The 19,250-nt window shown below is 56.1% G+C and carries 18 protein-coding genes and 1 pseudogene; 8 read left to right on the forward strand and 11 right to left on the reverse strand.

The annotated features are described in order from the left end of the window. Positions 1 to 33 precede the first annotated feature (33 nt). The 7 genes from patD to B3511_RS10155 all read right to left on the reverse strand — a co-directional run bounded on the left by patD (position 34) and on the right by B3511_RS10155 (position 7,395). Entirely contained in the window at positions 34 to 1,458 is a 1,425-nt protein-coding gene (gene patD, locus B3511_RS10125) for an aminobutyraldehyde dehydrogenase (RefSeq protein WP_286782156.1), read from the reverse strand. A 23-nt stretch (positions 1,459 to 1,481) separates the two neighbouring features. Then, the gene (locus tag B3511_RS10130) at positions 1,482 to 2,288 is read right to left on the reverse strand and encodes an ABC transporter permease (RefSeq protein WP_046885373.1); all 807 of its coding nucleotides are present in this window, start codon (positions 2,286 to 2,288) and stop codon (positions 1,482 to 1,484) included. Then, complete coding sequence (locus B3511_RS10135; RefSeq protein ID WP_212476247.1) at positions 2,278 to 3,216, reverse strand: ABC transporter permease; 939 nt, start codon at positions 3,214 to 3,216, stop codon at positions 2,278 to 2,280. The genes B3511_RS10130 and B3511_RS10135 overlap by 11 nt, the downstream gene beginning before the upstream one ends. A 7-nt stretch (positions 3,217 to 3,223) precedes the next feature. Then, entirely contained in the window at positions 3,224 to 4,237 is a 1,014-nt protein-coding gene (locus tag B3511_RS10140; RefSeq protein WP_212475946.1) for an ABC transporter ATP-binding protein, read from the reverse strand. A 17-nt stretch (positions 4,238 to 4,254) separates the two neighbouring features. Further along, positions 4,255 to 5,400 carry a putative ABC transporter substrate-binding protein YdcS gene (ydcS, locus tag B3511_RS10145; RefSeq protein WP_040075558.1) on the reverse strand — a complete coding sequence of 382 codons (1,146 nt, stop codon included), beginning with the start codon at positions 5,398 to 5,400 and terminating at the stop codon, positions 4,255 to 4,257. A gap of 280 nt (positions 5,401 to 5,680) precedes the next feature. Beyond that, positions 5,681 to 7,096, reverse strand: a complete 1,416-nt coding sequence (locus B3511_RS10150; protein ID WP_212475944.1) for a PLP-dependent aminotransferase family protein — start codon at positions 7,094 to 7,096, stop codon at positions 5,681 to 5,683. Between the two features lie 113 nt (positions 7,097 to 7,209). Continuing rightward, positions 7,210 to 7,395, reverse strand: a complete 186-nt coding sequence (locus tag B3511_RS10155) for a hypothetical protein (protein ID WP_046885369.1) — start codon at positions 7,393 to 7,395, stop codon at positions 7,210 to 7,212. Between the two features lie 412 nt (positions 7,396 to 7,807). Between B3511_RS10155 and B3511_RS10160 the strand changes: the two genes are divergently transcribed. The 6 genes and pseudogenes from B3511_RS10160 to B3511_RS10185 all read left to right on the forward strand — a co-directional run bounded on the left by B3511_RS10160 (position 7,808) and on the right by B3511_RS10185 (position 12,627). Beyond that, the gene (locus B3511_RS10160; protein WP_040075554.1) at positions 7,808 to 8,833 is read left to right on the forward strand and encodes an LLM class flavin-dependent oxidoreductase; all 1,026 of its coding nucleotides are present in this window, start codon (positions 7,808 to 7,810) and stop codon (positions 8,831 to 8,833) included. A 167-nt stretch (positions 8,834 to 9,000) separates the two neighbouring features. Next, positions 9,001 to 9,321 (forward strand): annotated as a pseudogene (locus tag B3511_RS10165) (tlde1 domain-containing protein); the annotation flags it as partial. Between the two features lie 404 nt (positions 9,322 to 9,725). Beyond that, complete coding sequence (locus tag B3511_RS10170; protein ID WP_286782163.1) at positions 9,726 to 11,132, forward strand: cytochrome ubiquinol oxidase subunit I; 1,407 nt, start codon at positions 9,726 to 9,728, stop codon at positions 11,130 to 11,132. After that, positions 11,132 to 12,142, forward strand: coding sequence for a cytochrome d ubiquinol oxidase subunit II (gene cydB / locus B3511_RS10175; protein WP_286782165.1), 1,011 nt, complete (start codon positions 11,132 to 11,134; stop codon positions 12,140 to 12,142). Before B3511_RS10170 ends, cydB begins: the two co-directional genes overlap by 1 nt. Then, the gene (locus B3511_RS10180) at positions 12,142 to 12,270 is read left to right on the forward strand and encodes a DUF2474 domain-containing protein (RefSeq protein WP_046885363.1); all 129 of its coding nucleotides are present in this window, start codon (positions 12,142 to 12,144) and stop codon (positions 12,268 to 12,270) included. The genes cydB and B3511_RS10180 overlap by 1 nt, the downstream gene beginning before the upstream one ends. Positions 12,271 to 12,396: 126 nt before the next feature. After that, complete coding sequence (locus tag B3511_RS10185) at positions 12,397 to 12,627, forward strand: DUF2554 family protein (protein WP_046885362.1); 231 nt, start codon at positions 12,397 to 12,399, stop codon at positions 12,625 to 12,627. On the opposite strand, the gene B3511_RS10190 is transcribed toward B3511_RS10185, so the two are convergent. Both B3511_RS10190 and B3511_RS10195 read right to left on the reverse strand, forming a co-directional pair. Then, the gene (locus B3511_RS10190; protein ID WP_286782167.1) at positions 12,628 to 14,592 is read right to left on the reverse strand and encodes a peptidase U32 family protein; all 1,965 of its coding nucleotides are present in this window, start codon (positions 14,590 to 14,592) and stop codon (positions 12,628 to 12,630) included. A gap of 80 nt (positions 14,593 to 14,672) precedes the next feature. Next, positions 14,673 to 15,200: a helix-turn-helix domain-containing protein gene (locus B3511_RS10195; protein ID WP_286782168.1), complete on the reverse strand. Its 528-nt coding sequence runs from the start codon at positions 15,198 to 15,200 to the stop codon at positions 14,673 to 14,675. Between the two features lie 89 nt (positions 15,201 to 15,289). Here B3511_RS10195 and B3511_RS10200 point away from each other — a divergent pair, with 89 nt between their 5' ends. Continuing rightward, positions 15,290 to 16,456, forward strand: a complete 1,167-nt coding sequence (locus tag B3511_RS10200) for a benzoate/H(+) symporter BenE family transporter (protein WP_286782170.1) — start codon at positions 15,290 to 15,292, stop codon at positions 16,454 to 16,456. Here the strand turns inward: B3511_RS10200 and B3511_RS10205 are convergent. After that, complete coding sequence (locus B3511_RS10205) at positions 16,436 to 17,308, reverse strand: helix-turn-helix domain-containing protein (RefSeq protein ID WP_286782172.1); 873 nt, start codon at positions 17,306 to 17,308, stop codon at positions 16,436 to 16,438. The two genes, B3511_RS10200 and B3511_RS10205, sit on opposite strands and share 21 nt — an antisense overlap. A gap of 208 nt (positions 17,309 to 17,516) precedes the next feature. Between B3511_RS10205 and B3511_RS10210 the strand changes: the two genes are divergently transcribed. Then, the gene (locus B3511_RS10210; RefSeq protein ID WP_046885357.1) at positions 17,517 to 18,413 is read left to right on the forward strand and encodes a DMT family transporter; all 897 of its coding nucleotides are present in this window, start codon (positions 17,517 to 17,519) and stop codon (positions 18,411 to 18,413) included. Positions 18,414 to 18,448: 35 nt separating this feature from the next. Here B3511_RS10210 and B3511_RS10215 read toward each other — a convergent pair whose 3' ends face one another. Then, positions 18,449 to 19,123 (reverse strand): DUF3313 domain-containing protein, encoded by a 675-nt coding sequence (locus B3511_RS10215; protein WP_286782173.1) that lies wholly within the window; start codon positions 19,121 to 19,123, stop codon positions 18,449 to 18,451. Positions 19,124 to 19,250 lie beyond the last annotated feature (127 nt).

A 19,250-nucleotide genomic window follows, 5' to 3' on the forward strand; every position in this document is an offset into this window, starting at 1 on the left:
CGCCAGAAGGATCACTCCTGGCGGCAAGGCAAATTAATGTTTAAACATGACGTGGCGCACCACGGTATAATCCTCCAGCCCGTAGACCGACATATCCTTGCCGTAGCCCGACATTTTCATTCCGCCGTGCGGCATCTCGCTCACCAGCATAAAGTGGGTATTGACCCAGGTGCAGCCGTATTGCAAACGCGCGCTGACGCGATGCGCCCGTCCTACGTCCTGCGTCCAGACGGACGAGGCCAGCCCGTACTGCGAGTCGTTGGCCCAGGCCAGGACCTGCGCTTCGTCCTCAAACGCCGTGACGCTGACCACCGGGCCAAAAACTTCGCGCTGGACGATAGCGTCCTCCTGTTTTGCTCCCGCCAACAGCGTGGGCTGGAAAAAGTAACCCTTGCCATCATGCTTGCTGCCGCCGGTAATCACCTGCACATGGGCCAGCGCTTTCGCCTCCTCCACCGCGTGGCTTACGCGGTCAAGATGCGCCTGTGAACTGAGCGGCCCCAGCTCGGTTGTCTCCTCGTCCGGTGCGCCCATTTTCAGGCTGGCGACAGCGGCGCCCAGCTTTTCGACCAGCGCGGCGTAGATCCCCTGCTGAGCATAGATACGGCAGGCGGCGGTACAGTCCTGCCCGGCGTTGTAGAAGCCAAAAGTGCGTACCCCTTCCACGACGGCGTCGAGATCGGCATCGTCAAACACAATGACGGGCGCTTTGCCGCCCAGTTCCATGTGGGTGCGTTTTATCGACGACGCGGTATGACCAATTATATGCTCCCCGGTCGCGATGGAGCCCGTGAGTGACACCATACGTACTTTTTCGTGCCCGGTCAGGGGATCACCCACCGTTTTTCCGCGCCCGAACAGTACGTTAAGGACGCCTGCCGGGAAGATGGTTTTAGCCAGTTCGCCGAGCTTCAGAGCCGTGAGCGGCGTGATTTCAGAGGGTTTGAGTACCACACAGTTGCCCGCCGCCAGCGCCGGTGCCAGCTTCCAGGCCGCCATCATCAGTGGATAGTTCCAGGGGGCGATAGACGCCACAACCCCGACCGGATCGCGGCGAATCATTGAGGTATGCCCCTCAAGATATTCGCCTGCGGCTTGCCCGTTCAGACAGCGGGCGGCACCGGCAAAGAAGCGAAACACATCAGCCACCGCCGGGATCTCATCGCTCTTGACGCAGTGCAGCGGTTTGCCGCAGTTGAGCGACTCCAGTTCGGCGAACGTTCCGGCATTCTGCTCAATGACCTCCGCCAGTTTCAGTAACGCGTCGGCGCGCGTTTTCGGCGTGGCCTGCCCCCAAAGGGCAAAGGCGGCATCGGCGGCCTGCACGGCGGCATCGACCTGCGCAGGGCTGGCTTCGGCAATTTCTACCAGCACCTCGCCGGTGGCAGGATTGTAGACCGGCTGTTTTTCCCCAGCGCCATTTACCAGTTCACCCTTGATCAACAATTGAGTTTGCATAGCATTGTCCCGTTGAATAAACGTTATTTTCCGCTACCGGCCACGCTATCGCCGTCGCGGGTGAGCCACCAGGCTCCCAGAATGGGGATGGTTGTTACCAGCATGACCAGCAGTGCCACCACGTTAGTCACCGGCACGTCGCGCGGGCGACCCAGCTGATTTAACAACCACAGCGGTAACGTCCGTTCATGTCCTGCGGTAAAGGTGGTGACGATGATCTCATCGAATGAGAGAGCAAAGGCCAGCATTCCGCCGGCCAGCAGCGCCGTGCCCAGGTTGGGCAGCACGACATAGCGGAAGGTTTGCCAGCCGTTGGCCCCTAAATCCATCGAGGCTTCGACCAGGCTCCATGAGGTCCGCCTGAAGCGGGCAATGACATTATTGAACACCACCACCACGCAGAAGGTGGCGTGGCCGACCACAATGGTGAAGAAACCCGGTTCAAGATTGACGGTTTTAAAGGCGGTAAGCAGTGCCAGGCCGGTGATGATTCCCGGCAGTGCGATGGGAAGGAGCAGCAACAGTGAGATCGCATTTTTGCCAAAGAAGTCACTGCGCCATAACGCCGCGGCCGCCAGCGTACCCAGCACCAGCGCAATCACGGTGGAGAGCGCGGCAATTTTAAGTGACAACGTCACGGAGTCAATGATATCGCCCCGCGCTGCCGCGACGCTAAACCACTTCAACGTTAGCCCCTGCGGTGGAAAACTGAACGCGGCATCCTCGGTATTAAACGCATAGATAGCAATGATTAATAGCGGGAAGTGAAGGAAGATCACCCCGCCCCAGGTAGCAATTTTGAGAAACAGCGGTGCGCGTTCAGAGTGCATCAAAGGCTCCCAGGCGTTTCACGAACGCCAGGTAGACCGCGATCAGAATGATGGGCACCAGCGTAAACGCGGCCGCCATCGGCATGTTGCCAATCGCCCCCTGCTGGGAGTAGACCATCTGACCAATAAAATAGCCTGGTGGCCCCACTAGCTGCGGCACGATAAAGTCGCCCAGCGTCAATGAAAAGGTGAAGATAGACCCGGCAGCAATACCCGGGATCGCCAGCGGCAACACGATATAACGGAAGGTCTGACGCGGGCGGGCCCCGAGATCGCCGGAGGCCTGAAGCAGCGAGGCTGGCAGACGCTCCAGCGCGGCCTGCACCGGCAGGATCATAAAGGGCAACCAGATGTAGACGAAGACCAGGAAACGCCCCAGCCCGGAGGTGGACAGCGTATTGCCGCCAATGGCGGGTAACGTCAGCAGTGAGGTGAGCAGCGGCTCAAGCCCCATATGGCCCAGAAACCATTGCGCCACGCCATCTTTGGCCAGCAATAGCGTCCAGGCGTAGGCTTTAACAATGTAGCTGGCCCACATCGGCAGCATTACCGCAATATAGAAAAACGCTTTCCATTTGCCGCGGGTATAGCGTGCCATATACCACGCCATTGGAAACGCCAGCACCGCGCTGGCGAGCGTTACCGCCATCGCCATCACCAGCGTGCGAATGATGATGTCGTAGTTCGCCGGGTTAAAGAGCGCGTAAAGATTCGCCAGGGTCAAATCCGGCGTTACCGACATGGTGAAATCGTCGAAGGTATAGAACCCCTGCCACAACAGGGTGAGCAGCGACCCTAAATAGACAATGCCAAACCACATCAGCGGCCCTAACAACAGCAGGAAAAGTCCCAGCGATGGCCTGCGCCAGAACAGGCCGGAGAGCCGATTGACCATCCCCTGCGATGCGATTCCCGGTGAGGTACTCATCGCCATCTCATCCCTCCCCATGGAGCGGCACCATCGCCGACCGCGCCCATGAGGCGGTGACCGGCTGGCCAATCTCCAGCCCGGCGGGTAAGTACGCATCGCTGAGATTGGCCTGGCTCACCAGCAATTTTGCGCCATCGGCCAGCCGCAGCTCAAAGCGGGTCGCGGCCCCCTGATACTGTACCGCCTGCACCACCCCCTGCACCTGGACTTCACCGCCCACGTTCAGGCGGATATGCTCCGGGCGCAGAGCGAAGAGGCCCGGCATGCCACAGACCCGCTGGGCTTGCTCGTCATTAAACAGGTTCGAGGTGCCAACAAATCCGGCGACAAAAGGCGTGCGTGGGCGCATATAGAGCGCCTGGGGTGTGTCAATTTGCTCGATGCGGCCGTTATTAAATACTGCGACCCGGTCCGACATCGAGAGCGCTTCGCCCTGATCGTGGGTCACGAAGATAAAGGTTATCCCCAGTTCTTGCTGGAGCTTTTTAAGTTCGAACTGCATCTGCTCGCGCAGTTTTAGATCCAGCGCTCCCAGCGGCTCGTCCAGCAGCAATACCCGCGGCTGATTGACCAGCGCGCGGGCAATCGCCACTCGCTGACGCTGGCCGCCCGAAAGCTGAGAAGGTTTCCGGGCCACGGCGAAGCCCAGACTGACCTTTTCCAGCGCCTCATGCGCCCGGGCATGACGCGTTTTTTTGTCGATGCCCTTTACCATCAGCCCGTAGGCGACGTTATCGAGAATCGACATATGGGGGAAGAGCGCATAGTCCTGAAAGACGGTATTCACATCCCGCTCCCAGGGAGGGAGTTCGCTGGCCTCTTTACCGAACAGGGTAATGGCCCCACCGCTCAGCTGTTCAAACCCGGCAATCAGGCGCAGACAGGTGGTTTTGCCGGAGCCCGAAGGCCCCAGCATGGAGAAGAACTCCCCGTCACGGATCCCCATGGTGACGCGATCCACCGCGCGCACCTCACCATAGCGTCGGGAGACGTCGTTAAACTCTACCGCGTACGTCATCTTCTGCTCCCGGGCGATTAACGGCCGCCCATAATGGCGATGTAATCTTGCGTCCAGCGGCTGTAAGGGACGAACTTGCCGCCCTGGGCTATCGGGGTTTTCCAGAACATGATTTTGTCGAAGTAGGTGTAGCCGTTGGTCTCACACCCTTTTTCACCCAGCAGGGTGCTGGCTTTGCATCCCTCCGCCACCACCGGCAGCGAGCCGAACCACGCGGCCAGATCGCCCTGCACTTTTGGCGTGAGCGACCAGTTCATCCACTTATAGGCACACACTGGATGTTTGGCATCGCTGTGCAGCATGGTGGTATCCGCCCAGCCGGTCACCCCCTCCTTCGGAAAGACGGTAGCGACGGGCTGGTTGTCGGCTTTCAGGGCGTTAGCCTGATACGGCCAGGCGCTGGAGGCCACCACACCTTCGTTTTTGAAATCACTCATCTGCACGGTGGTATCGTGCCAGTAACGGTGGATTAGGGCATGCTGGTCGCGAAGCACTTTTAGCACGGCGGCATACTGTGCTTCGGTGAGTTGATACGGGTCGGTAATACCGAGATCGGGCTGAGTGGCTTTGACGAACAGTGCCGCATCGGCGATGTAAATCGGGCCGTCATAGGCCTGCACGCGCCCCTGATTGGTTTTGCCGTCGGGTAGATTTTGCTTAACGAAGATCACGCTCCAGCTATCGGGCGGCGTCGGGAAGGTTTTGGTGTTATACATCAGCAGGTTTGGTCCCCACTGATACGGGGTGCCGTAGACTTTACCGCCGACGTTAAACCACTCCCCCTTCACCATACGCGGATCAACGGTTTTCCAGTTGGGGATTAAATCAGGGTTTATTGGCTGCACGCGCTTACCCATGATTAAGCGCAGGGAGGCGTCGCCGGAGGCGGTGACCAGGTCATAGCCGCCCTTCGCCATCAGGCTGACCATCTCATCCGAGGTGGCGGCAGTCTTCACGTTGACTTTACAGCCCGTCTCCTGTTCAAACGGAGTAACCCAGTCGTAGGCTTTATCGGTCTGGCCGCGCTCGATATAGCCAGGCCAGGCAATAATATCCAGCCGCCCTTCGCCTTTTCCGATCTCTTTGGGTGGCTCGGCCGCTTGTGCAGTCAGAATCGTCATGCCGAGCGCACACAGGCTGCTACGGGCAAATTTTTTGCTCATACACGTTACTCCTGTCGCAATGCAATCTGGCGGCGGCCGTGCCGTTTAAAATATCTCCTGTATTAAACGTAGACCGCGCGAATGCGGCGCACCCGGCACGCTGTAGATATTTCATCAGGTTGTGACCGAGGGCGCATTCCCCGTTAACTGGATTATAGACAAGGAGTTAGCGCTAACGCGCGGTATGCAAATTTCCTATGACAGCGAAAAGTAAAACGCCGCGAATTTATCGCGGCGAGGAGAGATGAAGATGAATAAACCTGGCAGTGCGGAGAGAGAATTAATTCGGAGAAAGCATGGAGCGGATTAATTTCGCCAGTTGAATAACTGCCTGCTCTTCGCGCTCCCCCCATGCCCACGAGGTGTTAAACCGGAAAAACGGGGTCCAGGCATCGGAGGTCGAAAACATTTTGCCCGGCGCAATGCTGATGTGGTGGCGCAGGGCCTGCTCACTGAGTTTACCGGCATCCAGCGTCGGGGGCAGTTCCAGCCATAAAAAGTAACCGCTATCGCTGTGGTGAATAACCACCTCGGCAGGCAGATGACGTAATAGCGATTGCCAGGCCTGCTGTTTGCGTTCAGCCAGGGTGCGGCGAAGTCGGCGCAGATGGGCGTCGTAACGCCGGGTCGCCAGGTAATCTACCAGCGCCAGCTGCATGGGCGAACTGGTCGACAAGGTGCTCATCAACTGCAGTTGCTGAATGCGGCGGGCATGTTTGCCTGCCGCCACCCAGCCAAGACGAAACCCGGCCACCAGACATTTCGAAAATGACGAACAGTGCAACGTCATGTCGTTGCTGTCCCACGCCTTCGCCGGCAGCGGTTTTTCCCGACCGTAGTACAGCTCGCTATAGACGTCGTCTTCAATCAGGGTGACGTTATGCTGGGTTAATAGCGCCACCAGCCGCGCTTTTTTTTCTGCGCTGAGCGTAAATCCCAGCGGATTCTGGCTATTGGTCATTAACCAGCAGGCTTTCACCGGATAGTCGTTCAGCGCCTGTTCCAGCGCCTGAAGATCTATCCCATCGCGCACATCCGTCGCCACCGACAGTGCTTTAAGTTTTAACCGCTCCAGTGCCTGGAGAGCGCCGTAAAAACAGGGATTTTCAACAATGACCCAGTCGCCCGGCTCGGTCACGGCCTGCAGGCTGAGGTTCAGCGCCTCCAGCGCCCCGGCGGTGATCACTATCTCCTCCGGGGAGATGTTCATCCCCTGCTGGGCATAGCGACGGGCAATGGCATGGCGCAGATCGCTGTTTCCGGGGGGAAGGTTTTCGATCACGCTCATGGCGGTGGCCGTTTTGCTGACGTTCGCCAGCGAGCGGTTGAGTTGTTGCAGTGGAAAGAGTCGCGGATCGGGAAAGGCAGAGGCGAAGGGAACGACGGACGGGTCGCGGCTGGCCTGCAATACATCGAAAATATAGGTATTAATGTCCACGGCTTCGTCGCGCATCACTTGCGCAGGGGGCGCAGGCTGCTGGCCCATCGGCCGTGCGGCGACGTAATAACCTGATTGCGGACGGGCAACGATGCGGCCCTGACTTTCCAGCATCTGGTAGGCATGGCCAACGGTCATAAAGCTCATGCCGCTGCTGACCACTTGCTCTCGCAGCGAGGGCAATTTATCGCCGGGTTGCCAGACACCCAACTCGATCTGCGAAATGATTTGCTGCGCCAGGCGCTGATATTTTTTCATCGTTCTCTCCTTGCTGCGAAACACTCTATATCAGCAGGAGAAAAAAGGAAGAATTAATGAACTGTTATGGTTACGAGAGGGGGAAAAGCCGGGCGTGACGGCGCCGCGGGCAATTACTTACGCAGTTCAAAAGGGACGCGCTGCGCGTGCTGTGATACGGCAATATGGTCAAACGTCATCATGGCCGACTTGCAGAAGATGCACTTGGCACCCATCGGGTTTTTTGATGAGACGTCGAAAACCGACGTGCGGTATTGCGAACCATGGCAGCATGGGCAACGAAAATGAATGTTAGTCATGAAAATCTCCAGAACGTTAAACGTTATAAACTAATGGGCCTTTAAGGCAATAAGGGTCTGAGACAAAACTAATCAGAGCGTAAAGAAAAAACCCAGGAGAGGCTGTGGAGAGGCACAACGTGATGAGAGATGCTTTAAGAAACTGCTACGATATCTTTTGGATTTCAAACCGAAGAGCCATTAACGCATGGTTGCAGTAATGTTGCAAGCTATTTTTTTAACTAAAGAAATTCCCTCCAGCAGCGCAGCCACGCTCGTCATGATAATCGTCTCCCGCCTGGCCTTATTCAAATTATTTGAAAAGTTATGTTAAACAAATGGCATTTATTCTCATCGACTTAGGGGTAAAGTAAAGATCAATTCCGGCGGGTAGTCGCCTGTCGAAGACACCTCTAACCAGGATACCCCTGTCATGAAAAAGATTGGATTTTTGTCTTTTGGTCACTGGACTCCCTCTCCGCAGTCCGGTACCCGCTCTGCCGCCGACGCGCTGTTGCAGTCCATCGATCTGGCTGTCGCAGCGGAGGAGCTGGGAGCTGATGGCGCCTATTTCCGGGTGCATCATTTTGCCCGTCAGCTCGCCTCCCCCTTCCCGCTGCTGGCTGCAATTGGCGCAAAGACCCAGCGAATCGAGATAGGTACCGGCGTTATCGACATGCGCTATGAAAATCCCCTCTATATGGCGGAGGATGCGGGTGCGGCCGATCTCATTTCGGGTGGGCGGCTTCAGTTAGGTATCAGCCGTGGATCTCCGGAACAGGTCATAGATGGCTGGCGCTACTTTGGCTATGTTCCTGCCGAAGGCGAGAACGAGTCAGACATGGCGCGTCGTCATACCGAGGTGCTGCTGGATGTCCTGCGTGGAGAGGGCTTTGCGAAGCCAAATCCACAGCCGATGTTCCCTAACCCACCGGGCCTGCTGCGCCTGGAACCCCATTCCGAAGGGTTGCGCGAGCGAATCTGGTGGGGCGCAGGATCGAATGCGACGGCGGAGTGGGCAGCGAAGCTGGGAATGAATCTGCAAAGTTCGACGTTAAAAGACGACGAGACCGGCGAGCCATTCCATATTCAACAGGCAAAACAGATTCGTGCCTACCGCGAGGCCTGGGCTGCGGCCGGCCATACTCGCACGCCGCGCGTCTCGGTTAGCCGCAGTATATTTGCCCTGATGAATCAGCAGGATCGCGCCTATTTCGGTGCCAGCCGCAACGAAAGCGACAGCGTGGGCTATCTGGATGAGAAAACCCGCGCTATTTTCGGACGCAGCTACGCCGCTGAGCCGGATAAGCTGATCGAACAGCTTAAACAGGACGAAGCCATCGCCGAAGCGGATACGTTATTACTGACCGTACCGAATCAGCTGGGCGTGGAGTATAACGTGCATGTTATAGAGTCAATACTGAAGCATGTTGCGCCGGGAATGGGCTGGCGGGATTAATATTTTAATTTTAGAGCCCCTGAAGGATACATCAGTTCAGGGGCTCTAATAATATGGTTTGATATAAACCAACTGATATATCTCAAATATTTATAGCACACACTGCCTGGACATTAGCCGAAAAACGGTATTAAGTAACGTCCGATTTAACTGGCCCAGGGAGAGGATATTATATTGTCGCCCGGCCGCGTGGAGGTTTACTTTCTCGCTGGCATGATATGATAAAAGAACTTGAGAGTGGTTCTAATCGCGATCACTGGTTTGCGCTTTATAGGGATGATAATGACGTTAACGACTCAACTTTTATAGAAAGCGTTGAGCGAGGCGCCTTTCGCCTACTTCCGGCGGGAAGTTCGGGAATAAGCGAAGGATGTATTACCTTACCCAGCCATGCTCATTACCGAATTCTCCACCATGCTCTATTAAGTTCGATGCCTGGATTAATAACGGCAGAACTTAGCGCTTTCGGTACGATACAGGTGTATTAATGAAGCCTATAGATAGCGTTTTGACAGGGGTAGGATCATTATTCCTTCTTAGCATTTTATTCTCGCTACTCTGCGCATTCATGCCAGATATTTACTTATATGATCTCTACACCAGTAAATTTGGTTTTTTGACGGAAACCGAATGGTATGACCGCTATATCACCGCTCTGATGATATTGTCATTACTCTTCACATTATTGCTTGTCTGGTTACTCTCCCTTTTCTGGAAAAGAATAAAAACTGGCTAACTGGCGGGGCACACGCCCCGCCGCAATACCATAACAGACCTTCCCATTCACCCACTTTACTTCAACTGTTATAGGTAAATTTCCCTTTTCTGCGTCTGATACTTTTGATTAACCCGCTATACCCTGTCTGCACAACGATTGACTTTGAGGTTGTGCATGTTTGGTTTAGATGCGTTTCACCTGGCAAGGATCCAGTTTGCTTTTACGGTCTCCTTCCACATTATTTTCCCGGCGATCACCATCGGGCTCGCCAGCTATCTGGCGGTTCTGGAGGGATTATGGCTAAAAACCAAAAATCCGGTCTGGCGCTCACTTTATCATTTCTGGTCGAAGATCTTTGCCGTCAATTTTGGCATGGGCGTGGTCTCCGGCCTGGTCATGGCTTATCAGTTTGGCACTAACTGGAGCGGCTTTTCGCAGTTCGCTGGCAGTATTACCGGCCCCCTGCTCACCTATGAAGTGCTGACCGCCTTCTTCCTCGAAGCCGGTTTCCTCGGGGTGATGCTCTTTGGCTGGAAGAAAGTCGGGCCTGGACTGCACTTTTTTTCAACCTGTATGGTGGCGCTAGGCACGCTGATCTCCACCTTCTGGATCCTCGCCTCCAACAGCTGGATGCAGACGCCGCAAGGCCATGAAATCATCAACGGCGTGGTCGTTCCGGTAGACTGGTTCGCCGTCGTATTTAACCCCTCTTTCCCCTATCGCCTGCTACACATGTCGATTGCCGCCTTCCTGAGCAGCGCGCTATTCGTTGGTGCTTCGGCGGCCTGGCATCTGCTGCGCGGCAATAACACGCCGGCGATCCGCAAAATGTTCTCCATGGCACTGTGGATGACGCTCATTGTCGCTCCGCTGCAGGCCATGATTGGCGATATGCACGGTCTCAACACCCTGAAATATCAGCCTGCAAAAATAGCCGCTATCGAAGGACACTGGGAAAACCTGCCAGGCGAGCCGACGCCGCTGCTGCTGTTTGGTCTGCCCGATATGGAGCAAGAGCGCACCCGCTATGGTCTGGCGATCCCAGCCCTGGGCAGCCTGATCCTGACCCACAGTCTGGATAAGCAAGTTCCGGCCCTGAAAGAGTTCCCGAAAGCGGATCGTCCTAATTCCACCCTGGTGTTCTGGTCATTTCGCATCATGGCCGGGCTGGGCATTTTAATGCTCACCCTTGGTGCCATCGCCCTGTGGCTGCGCTACCGAAAACGGCTATATCAATCCCGGCCATTCCTGTGGTTTGCTTTGCTGATGGGGCCGTCAGGCCTGATCGCCATCCTGGCCGGTTGGGTGACGACTGAGGTTGGCCGTCAACCCTGGGTGGTGTATGGCCTGCAGCGCACCGAAGATGCGGTCTCTGCTCATGGCAACCTGCATATGAGCGTCAGCCTGCTGGCCTTTATCCTCGTCTACACCTCGGTGTTTGGTGTGGGTTACAGCTACATGGTACGCCTGATCAAAAAAGGGCCGCAGGATGACGAAACCTTCCCGAGCGAAACCGATGGCCGCCCCGCGCGTCCGCTTTCAGCCGCCAGTACAGCATTTGATACAAAGGAGACACCATAATGGGTATCGATCTCTCCCTGATCTGGTTTGTCATTATCGTCTTTGCCACCCTGATGTATATCGTGATGGATGGCTTTGACCTGGGGATTGGCATTCTTTTTCCCGCCGTGCGCGATCCGGACGATCGCGACGTGATGGTCAACACCGTCGCCCCGGTATGGGATGGCAATGAAACCTGGCTGGTCCTCGGTGGTGCTGCGCTGTTTGGCGCTTTCCCGCTGGCCTACGCGGTCATCATCGATGCGCTCACCATTCCTTTGACGCTGATGCTCATCGGGCTGATTTTTCGCGGTGTGGCCTTTGAGTTTCGGTTCAAAGCGACCCCTGCCCACCGGCCATTCTGGGATAAAGCCTTTATCGGCGGTTCACTGCTTGCCACTTTCACCCAGGGGATCGTGGTCGGCGCGGTAATCAATGGCTTTCCGGTTACCCATCGCGCCTACAGCGGCGGCCCCTTTGACTGGTTCACCCCTTTCAATCTTTTCTGCGGTCTGGGACTGATAGTGGCGTATGCGTTGTTAGGTGCCAGCTGGCTGGTGATGAAAAGTGAAAACCCGCTGCAGCAGCGGATGCGGCAGCTCTCCAGACGCCTGCTGATGGCGCTGCTGGGGGTGATCGCTATCATCAGTCTCTGGACTCCGCTGGCACACGCGGCCATTGCTGACCGCTGGTTTACGCTACCGAATCTTTTCTTCCTGCTGCCCGTGCCGGTGTTGGTGGCGGCGCTGAGTCTCTGGCAATGGCGCTGCCTGCATAATCCGCGCAGCCACACGCTGCCGTTCGTCCTGACCTTAGGGCTGGTCTTTCTCGGCTTCAGTGGGCTTGGGATCAGCATCTGGCCACATCTCATTCCGCCTTCCATCACTCTCTGGCAGGCCGCCGCGCCGGCGCAAAGCCAGGGCTTTATGCTGGTGGGGGCGCTCCTCATTATCCCGATAATCCTTGTCTACACTTTCTGGAGCTACTACGTATTTCGTGGGAAGGTACAACCCGGGGAGGGATATCACTGATGCAGCAATCTGTCTGGAAACGCCTGTTCTGGCTGGCCGTTATCTGGGGTGGCAGCGTACTTGCACTGGCGCTGGTGGGAATGTTTTTCCGCCTGCTGATGACTGCCGCCGGATTCAAATCGCACTGAAATAAGCCCTCTGCGGAGGGCTTTGCACGAATCCTGACAAATCCTTGCCTGGATTTGAAGAGTTGAATAATAACCTGAAGCAACTATCGGCATTATAGCCCGGAAACGTAAACCGATGGTGGCCTGATGTATACAAAAACGTTATCGATTGTGATGCTGACCTGCGCCCTCTTCTCCGGCCAGTTAATGGCCGGGCATAAAGGGCATGAGTATTATTGGGTAAAGAGTGTCGAACATCAGCTGCGTCACGAAGCCGACAGCGATGAGCTACGGGCCGTGGCACAAGAGTCTGCCGAGGGGCTGCGCGAACATCAGCACTGGCAGAAGTCACGCAAACCCGACACCCATTTTCGTTAATTACACACCCTTGCGTTTCGGCAGGGTTTTCATCAACTCGTCCGGGCTGACTGAGGCCACAATGCTGCCCGGCTGCGGCATTTTGAAGATGTGATTCTTCATTTTGCCGATCACGTGCATCTCGCAGGGGCGGCAGTCGAACTTCAGGGTCAGAACCTCGTCGCCATTCACCAGCTGCATCGGGGTCGCTTTCCAGCTCTTGATATTGCCCTTCGCCTGTTTCGGACAGAGGTTAAAGGCAAAACGCAGGCAGTGCTTGGTGATCATCACCGGCACGTCGCCCTTCTCTTCATGCGCCTCATAGGCGGCGTCAATTAGCTCAACGCCATAGCGTTGATAAAATGCCCGCGCCTTGTGGTTATAGACGTTAGCCAGGAAGCTGAGATGGGTATCCGGATAGACCGGCGGCGGCACCGAGACGGGCTTACGGCTGCCGCGGGGGTAGTTTGCCAGACGCGCCGCGTCGAGCTTATCTGCCGTCTCACGGCGGAACTGGTTCAGCAGGCTGTTAGGCACAAAAAGGGCATCCGCCAGGTTAATCTCGATATTGCGCGCGTAGTAGATAGTCTGGCCCAGTTTCGCCACGCCATCCTTAAGGTTGCTCAGCGCCTTCTCGCGATGGGTTGCCACATCGAACTGCCCGTCCAGCGTATGGGTAACAGTCACCCCCTCTTCGCTGGTCATAGTCAGAATCAGCTGTTCTTCCCAGCCGCCCAGTTCAATATCCACCGCCACGCGGCGCTCGCTGGAGGTTTTCAGCAGCGCCTGCTGCCAGTTATGGTCCAGGTTGCGATTTAACGGGGTATTCGGGCGGATTTTGTGCAGATCGGCCGGCATTTCATTCGGCCAGACGCGATAGCGGTTTTCACCCGTTTTTTCCACCGTATTAGCGCGAAAGCCCACGACTTCACGTTTGATCATCACATTCAGACCATCGCCGTTCGCCAGCGGCTCGGTCACTTCCACGTCCAGGTGTTGTTTCGATACCTTCAGCACTTCACCCACCGGCAGGCCGATAAATTTTGGCGAGTCAAACGCGCCGATATCACCTTTGCGCGCATTCACGAAGTAGTCTGTGCTACCGCGGTGGAACGTCTTATCGGTAGAGGGAATAAAGAAGTGCTCGGTACGGCCGGACGAGGCGCGCGCCAGATCGCCGCGATCGTCAATAATGGCGTCGAGCATCTGACGATAGTGCGCGGTGATATTCTTAACGTAGCTCATGTCTTTATAGCGCCCTTCAATTTTGAAGGAGCGCACCCCCGCGTCGATCAGCGCCGCCAGGTTTGCCGTCTGGTCGTTATCTTTCATCGACAGCAGGTGCTTTTCAAAGGCAACGACGCGCCCCTGATCGTCTTTCAGGGTATACGGCAGGCGGCAGGCTTGCGAGCAGTCACCCCGGTTGGCGCTGCGCCCGGTCTGCGCGTGGGAGATGTTGCACTGACCCGAATAGGCCACGCACAGGGCACCGTGAATAAAGAATTCAATGGTGGCGTCGGTGGCCTGGTAGATCTCACGAATCTGATTCAGGTTCAGTTCACGCGCCAGAACAATCTGGCTAAAGCCGGCATCAGAGAGAAATTTCGCTTTTTCGACGCTACGGATGTCGCACTGGGTACTGGCATGCAGTTCAATCGGCGGGATATCCAGTTCCATTACGCCCATATCCTGCACAATCAGCGCATCCACGCCGGTCTGGTACAGGTCGGCGATCATGCGTTGCGCCGGCTCCAGCTCATCATCATGAAGTATGGTGTTCAGGGTCACAAACACCTTCGCCCCGTAGCGATGGGCGAATGGCACCAGCTCGGCGATATCGCGCAGGCTGTTGCTGGCATTATGGCGAGCACCAAAACCCGGGCCGCCGATATAGACCGCATCGGCACCGTGAAGAATCGCTTCACGGGCAATAGCGGCGTCACGAGCCGGGCTCAAAAGTTCAAGATGATGGGATTGCAGGCGCATACTTCGTCGTTATCCGTTATGGTCAAAATGGCGGCTATTGTAGTCAGAAGTCTGCGGCAACGGAATCGTTTTACGTAGGTTTAGCGGGGATAATGGATAAGCGAGTGAAAGTGCACCTGCTGCTCGCTGCTGTTGCGATAGGCGTGCGGTTTATCGCCTGCAAAACGGACGCCGGTATCCGGGAGAATACGCCGCCATTCGTCGTCGATTTTCATCTCCAGTTCGCCGCTGATCACCACAACATGCTCCACTACGCCCGCCTCATGCGGCGTGGATTCACTGCAGGCGCCCGGGGCGAGGGTGATGGAAAAGTGGTCATATTTCAGTTCATCATCCCAGGGAAACAACGGTTTAATCACCATCGCCTGCTGCTGTGGGTCGAATACCGGCTGCGCTTCGGCCTCCGGGCTAATAAAAGTCGAAAACGGGACATTCAGGCCGGTGGCGATTTTCCACAAAGTCGAGACCGTCGGACTGGATTCGTTGCGCTCCACCTGACCGAGCATCGCCTTCGATACGCCGGTCTCTTCCGCCAGTCTGGAGAGACTCCAGCCTCGCGCCTGGCGTAATGTTTTCAGTGTAGTAGCAAGATGTTGCGTGATGTCCATAACCCCTCCCGTTGGCCCGAGTGTACCACTTGTATGCTATAGCGCACAGTGATACATTCCCCGTATGTTATAACGCACAAGGAGCCGCTATGCGGGCCATTTCCCTCACTTTTCCCACGGTGTTATCCGGCTTCGTTGCCGTGCTGGTCGGCTATGCCAGCTCTGCCGCCATCATCTGGCAGGCAGCTGCTGCGGCGGGGGCGACGCCAACGCAAATCGCAGGCTGGATGACCGCACTGGGAATGGGGATGGGTATCAGCACCCTGCTCCTCTCGTGGTGGTATAAAGCCCCGGTGCTTACCGCCTGGTCGACTCCGGGCGCCGCGCTGCTGGCGACCAGCCTGCAGGGGGTGACCTTAGCGGAAACCATCGGCATTTTTATCTTTGCTAATGCGCTCATCTTACTCTGCGGGGTCACCGGATTATTTGCCCGCCTGATGAAAATCATTCCCCACTCGCTGGCCGCCGCTATGCTGGCCGGGGTCCTGCTGCGCTTTGGCCTGCAGGCCTTCAGCAATATGGACGGGCATCTGGTGCTCTGTGGCAGCATGTTGCTGGCGTGGCTGGCGGCAAAGGCGCTGGCCCCACGCTATGCCATTGTCGCTACGCTGCTGGTGGGCGCAGCGGTAGCAGGTCTTAATGGTGACGTTGTCACAGAAAAGTTAACCCTGACGCTGGTGATGCCCCAGTACATTGCCCCCTCTTTCACGCTGACAACCTTGATCAGCATCGGCATTCCTTTCTTCCTTGTGACCATGGCCTCGCAGAACGCGCCGGGGTTCGCCACCCTGAAAGCATCAGGATACCCGGTTGCCGTCTCGCCGCTCATCATCGCCACCGGCGGCCTGGCGTTGCTGCTCGCACCCTTGGGCGTCTACTCGATTTGCATTGCCGCGATCACCGCCGCGATCTGTCAAAGTCCGGATGCCCATCCCGATCCTGACAAACGCTGGCTGGCCGCCGCTGCCGCAGGCGTTTTTTATCTGCTGGCGGGGGTGTTCGGCGGGTCGATCACCGGCGTCATGGCGGCACTGCCGCTAAGCTGGATCCAGACGCTGGCCGGGCTGGCGCTGCTGGGCACCATTAGCGGGAGCCTCTATCAGGCCCTGCACAACGAGCGGGAACGTGATGCGGCTATCGTAACCTTTCTGCTAACGGCAAGCGGCGTCACGCTGGGCGGTATTGGTTCGGCATTCTGGGGGCTGGTGGCAGGCGGGGTGTGTTATCTGGTGCTGTTACGCACGCGCCGCGCGTAGCTGCGAGGGCGTCATTCCCATTACGCTGCGAAAGCGATTACTGAAGTGGCTGGCCGAGCTAAAACCGCAGGTCAGCGCAATCTCCGTCAGGGGAAGCTGGGTAGAAGTGACCAGCCTTCTGGCCTTATCCATCCGGCGCTGCATCACGTACTGATGCGGTGCCATCTGCATCGACTGGCGGAACATGCGCGCGAAGTGGTACTCACTCAGACTCGCCTGGGTAGCCAGATCCGCAAGGGTTAATGCGGCAGACAGGTTCTCTTCAATATAACTGAGTACATTGCGCAGCGTAAAAGGTGATAACCCCCCGGTGACGGTGGGGAGCCGCCACTGCACATTACTGTAATGCTGTACCAGATGGGTGAGCAACAGCGTAGAGGCGCTGCTCAGGGTTAGCTGATTCGCCTTTTGCCCCCAGTCGCAGCCCAGAATGAAGTGGCGATAGAGCGCGGTAATTTTTTCGTCGTCACCAAACAGGTTTTCATCCAGGGTAAAGCCATACGGACTTTTGTCCCAGATCTTTTCACCCACCTCGCGCAGATGGGCATCGGTGCAATACAGATGCACAAATGATAAGTCATCGCGAATATCCCAGCTCGACTCACTCTCTTTTGGCATCAGGCAAAAGCGGTCCGGCCCGCCGCCGTTTTTCCAGCCGGCCGAGGTTTTGTGGTAACTCTCGTAGCCGTCGGCCACGTACAGACTCAGAGTGTGGTGATCGCAATACTGGGTGATGGTATCGCGTTTGTTGGACCAGGCCGCCAGTTGGATCCCCGAATTGAGCGCAACAGCGTTATGCAGCACCGCTTTATGTCTGCGCAGATTTTCAAAGGCACCGTACATCTCAGCCATATCGCCCAACACTCCCGTTAACCAGAGCTCATCAGTTTAAAAAGAACGTTGTACCAGTGCCACCCCTCACTTCGCGATGGCGATAAAAAAGCGCAAGAATTTGCAAGTCCTGCGCAAGGCGGTGCAAGCCGCCCAGGACCGCAAGCCGCATACTCAGGCCATTACAGACAACGAAGAGAGCCGTTGATGTCAGGCTCGGAGAGAGAATATGAACGCACTATTATACGGTCTGGTGGTCATCATTTGGGGAACAACCTGGATTGCGATCTATTTACAGCAAGGGCCCGTTGCGGCGCCCGTCTCTATTTTTTGGCGCTTTGCCGTCGCGACCGCTACCATCATGCTCGTTTTGCTGGCGCTGCGACGCCTGCGTAAAATTCACCTGCGCGACCACCTGTTCTGTCTATTACAGGGCTGCTGCGTCTTTTGTTTTAATTTCTGGTGTTTCTATACCGCCGCCTCCTATATCAATACCGGCCTGGAGTCGGTCATTTTCTCAATGGCGGTACTCTATAACGCGTTGAATAGTTTTCTGTTTTTTGGTCAGCGCCCGCCTGCACGCTTTTACCTGGCGGCGGCGATGGGCCTGCTCGGTATTATCACCCTCTTCTGGAGCGATCTGATCGCCAGCGGCTGGAATGCAGGTCTCCTCTTCGGTATCGCCTTGTCGGCGCTGGGTACCTACGGTTTCTCGCTGGGGAATATGATCAGCTTACGTCATCAGCGTAACGGGCTCGAGACCATGACCACCAACGCCTGGGCGATGCTGTATGGCACACTGGTTATGGGCGCGATTGCACTCATTCGCGGGGATAGCTTCGCACCCGAGTGGACGCTGAGCTATATGGGCGCGCTGCTTTATCTGGCGCTGTTTGGCTCGGTGATTGCTTTTGGTGCCTATTTCACTCTGGTTGGGCGTATTGGCGCGGGCAAAGCGGCTTACAGCACCTTGCTGTTCCCGCTGGTGGCGTTGTCATTTTCAACGGTCTATGAGGGATATGTCTGGCATGCCAATGCGATTGCGGGCTTACTGTTGATCTTAACCGGAAACCTGGTGATGTTTGCAAAACCAGAAACCTGGTTCAGACGCCCACGGCTGGCGTAAAAATTCCGGCCTGCGTGCAGGCCGGAAGAGAGGCATTATTTCATCGTTTTGTGGACATCAAACATGGTGGCGTCTGTCGCCATGTCGTCCACCACCTGTTTCAACGTCGCCAGCGTCATTGGCGAGTTTTCATTATTGAGCTCTTTCCCCTCGCCCATACGCACCACCTTAATGACCGGTTTATTGGTCTGCGCGTCAATCAGCTCGCCTTCAAAGAAGAGATGCGTATCCATGGTGCGGTGGCCGCTTGCCATTTGCGTACCGGCAATAACCAGCGCCACAGGGACCACTTCATAGAACTGCAGCCCCTCTTTCTGCGAGCTAACACCGGTAATGGCGCCGCGGAAGATCAGGCTATGCGCGCCAGGCTTGGTCACAATGGGTTTCCGCTGACCAATCGCCGTTTTCATTTTGGTATTGGTATACGCCAGAATATCATCCAGCGCGCGTTGACCTACCTGTGTGGTGGGTTTTGGCGTTGGATAATAGGTGATTGGCGTCCAGATAATGCTGTCATATTTAGATTCGTCGTAAGAAGGATCGACCCAGCGCAGGGTGGGTTTACCCGATGCGGAGGTGGTTTGCTGAAGGCCGGAGTAGTCTTTTAAAAAGCCTGAATATTGATTAGGTTCTGCCACTTTTGATGCACAACCCGTCAACATGAGCAGGCCAGAGAGCGCTGCAACTTTGAATAAAGTTTTGGTACGCATAATGGGTATGTCCCTGTGGATTGTAGATATGCAATTCAAGTTATAGCAAAACTATTAATCACGCGTTGTGACAAAAAAAGGGGGCGGAATGTATTTCGGAAAAAAACTGCCCGCCAGGGCGACAGGC

It is taken from the genome of Leclercia sp. UBA1284, assembly GCF_002308415.1.
GTDB classification, from domain to species: domain Bacteria; phylum Pseudomonadota; class Gammaproteobacteria; order Enterobacterales; family Enterobacteriaceae; genus Enterobacter; species Enterobacter pneumoniae.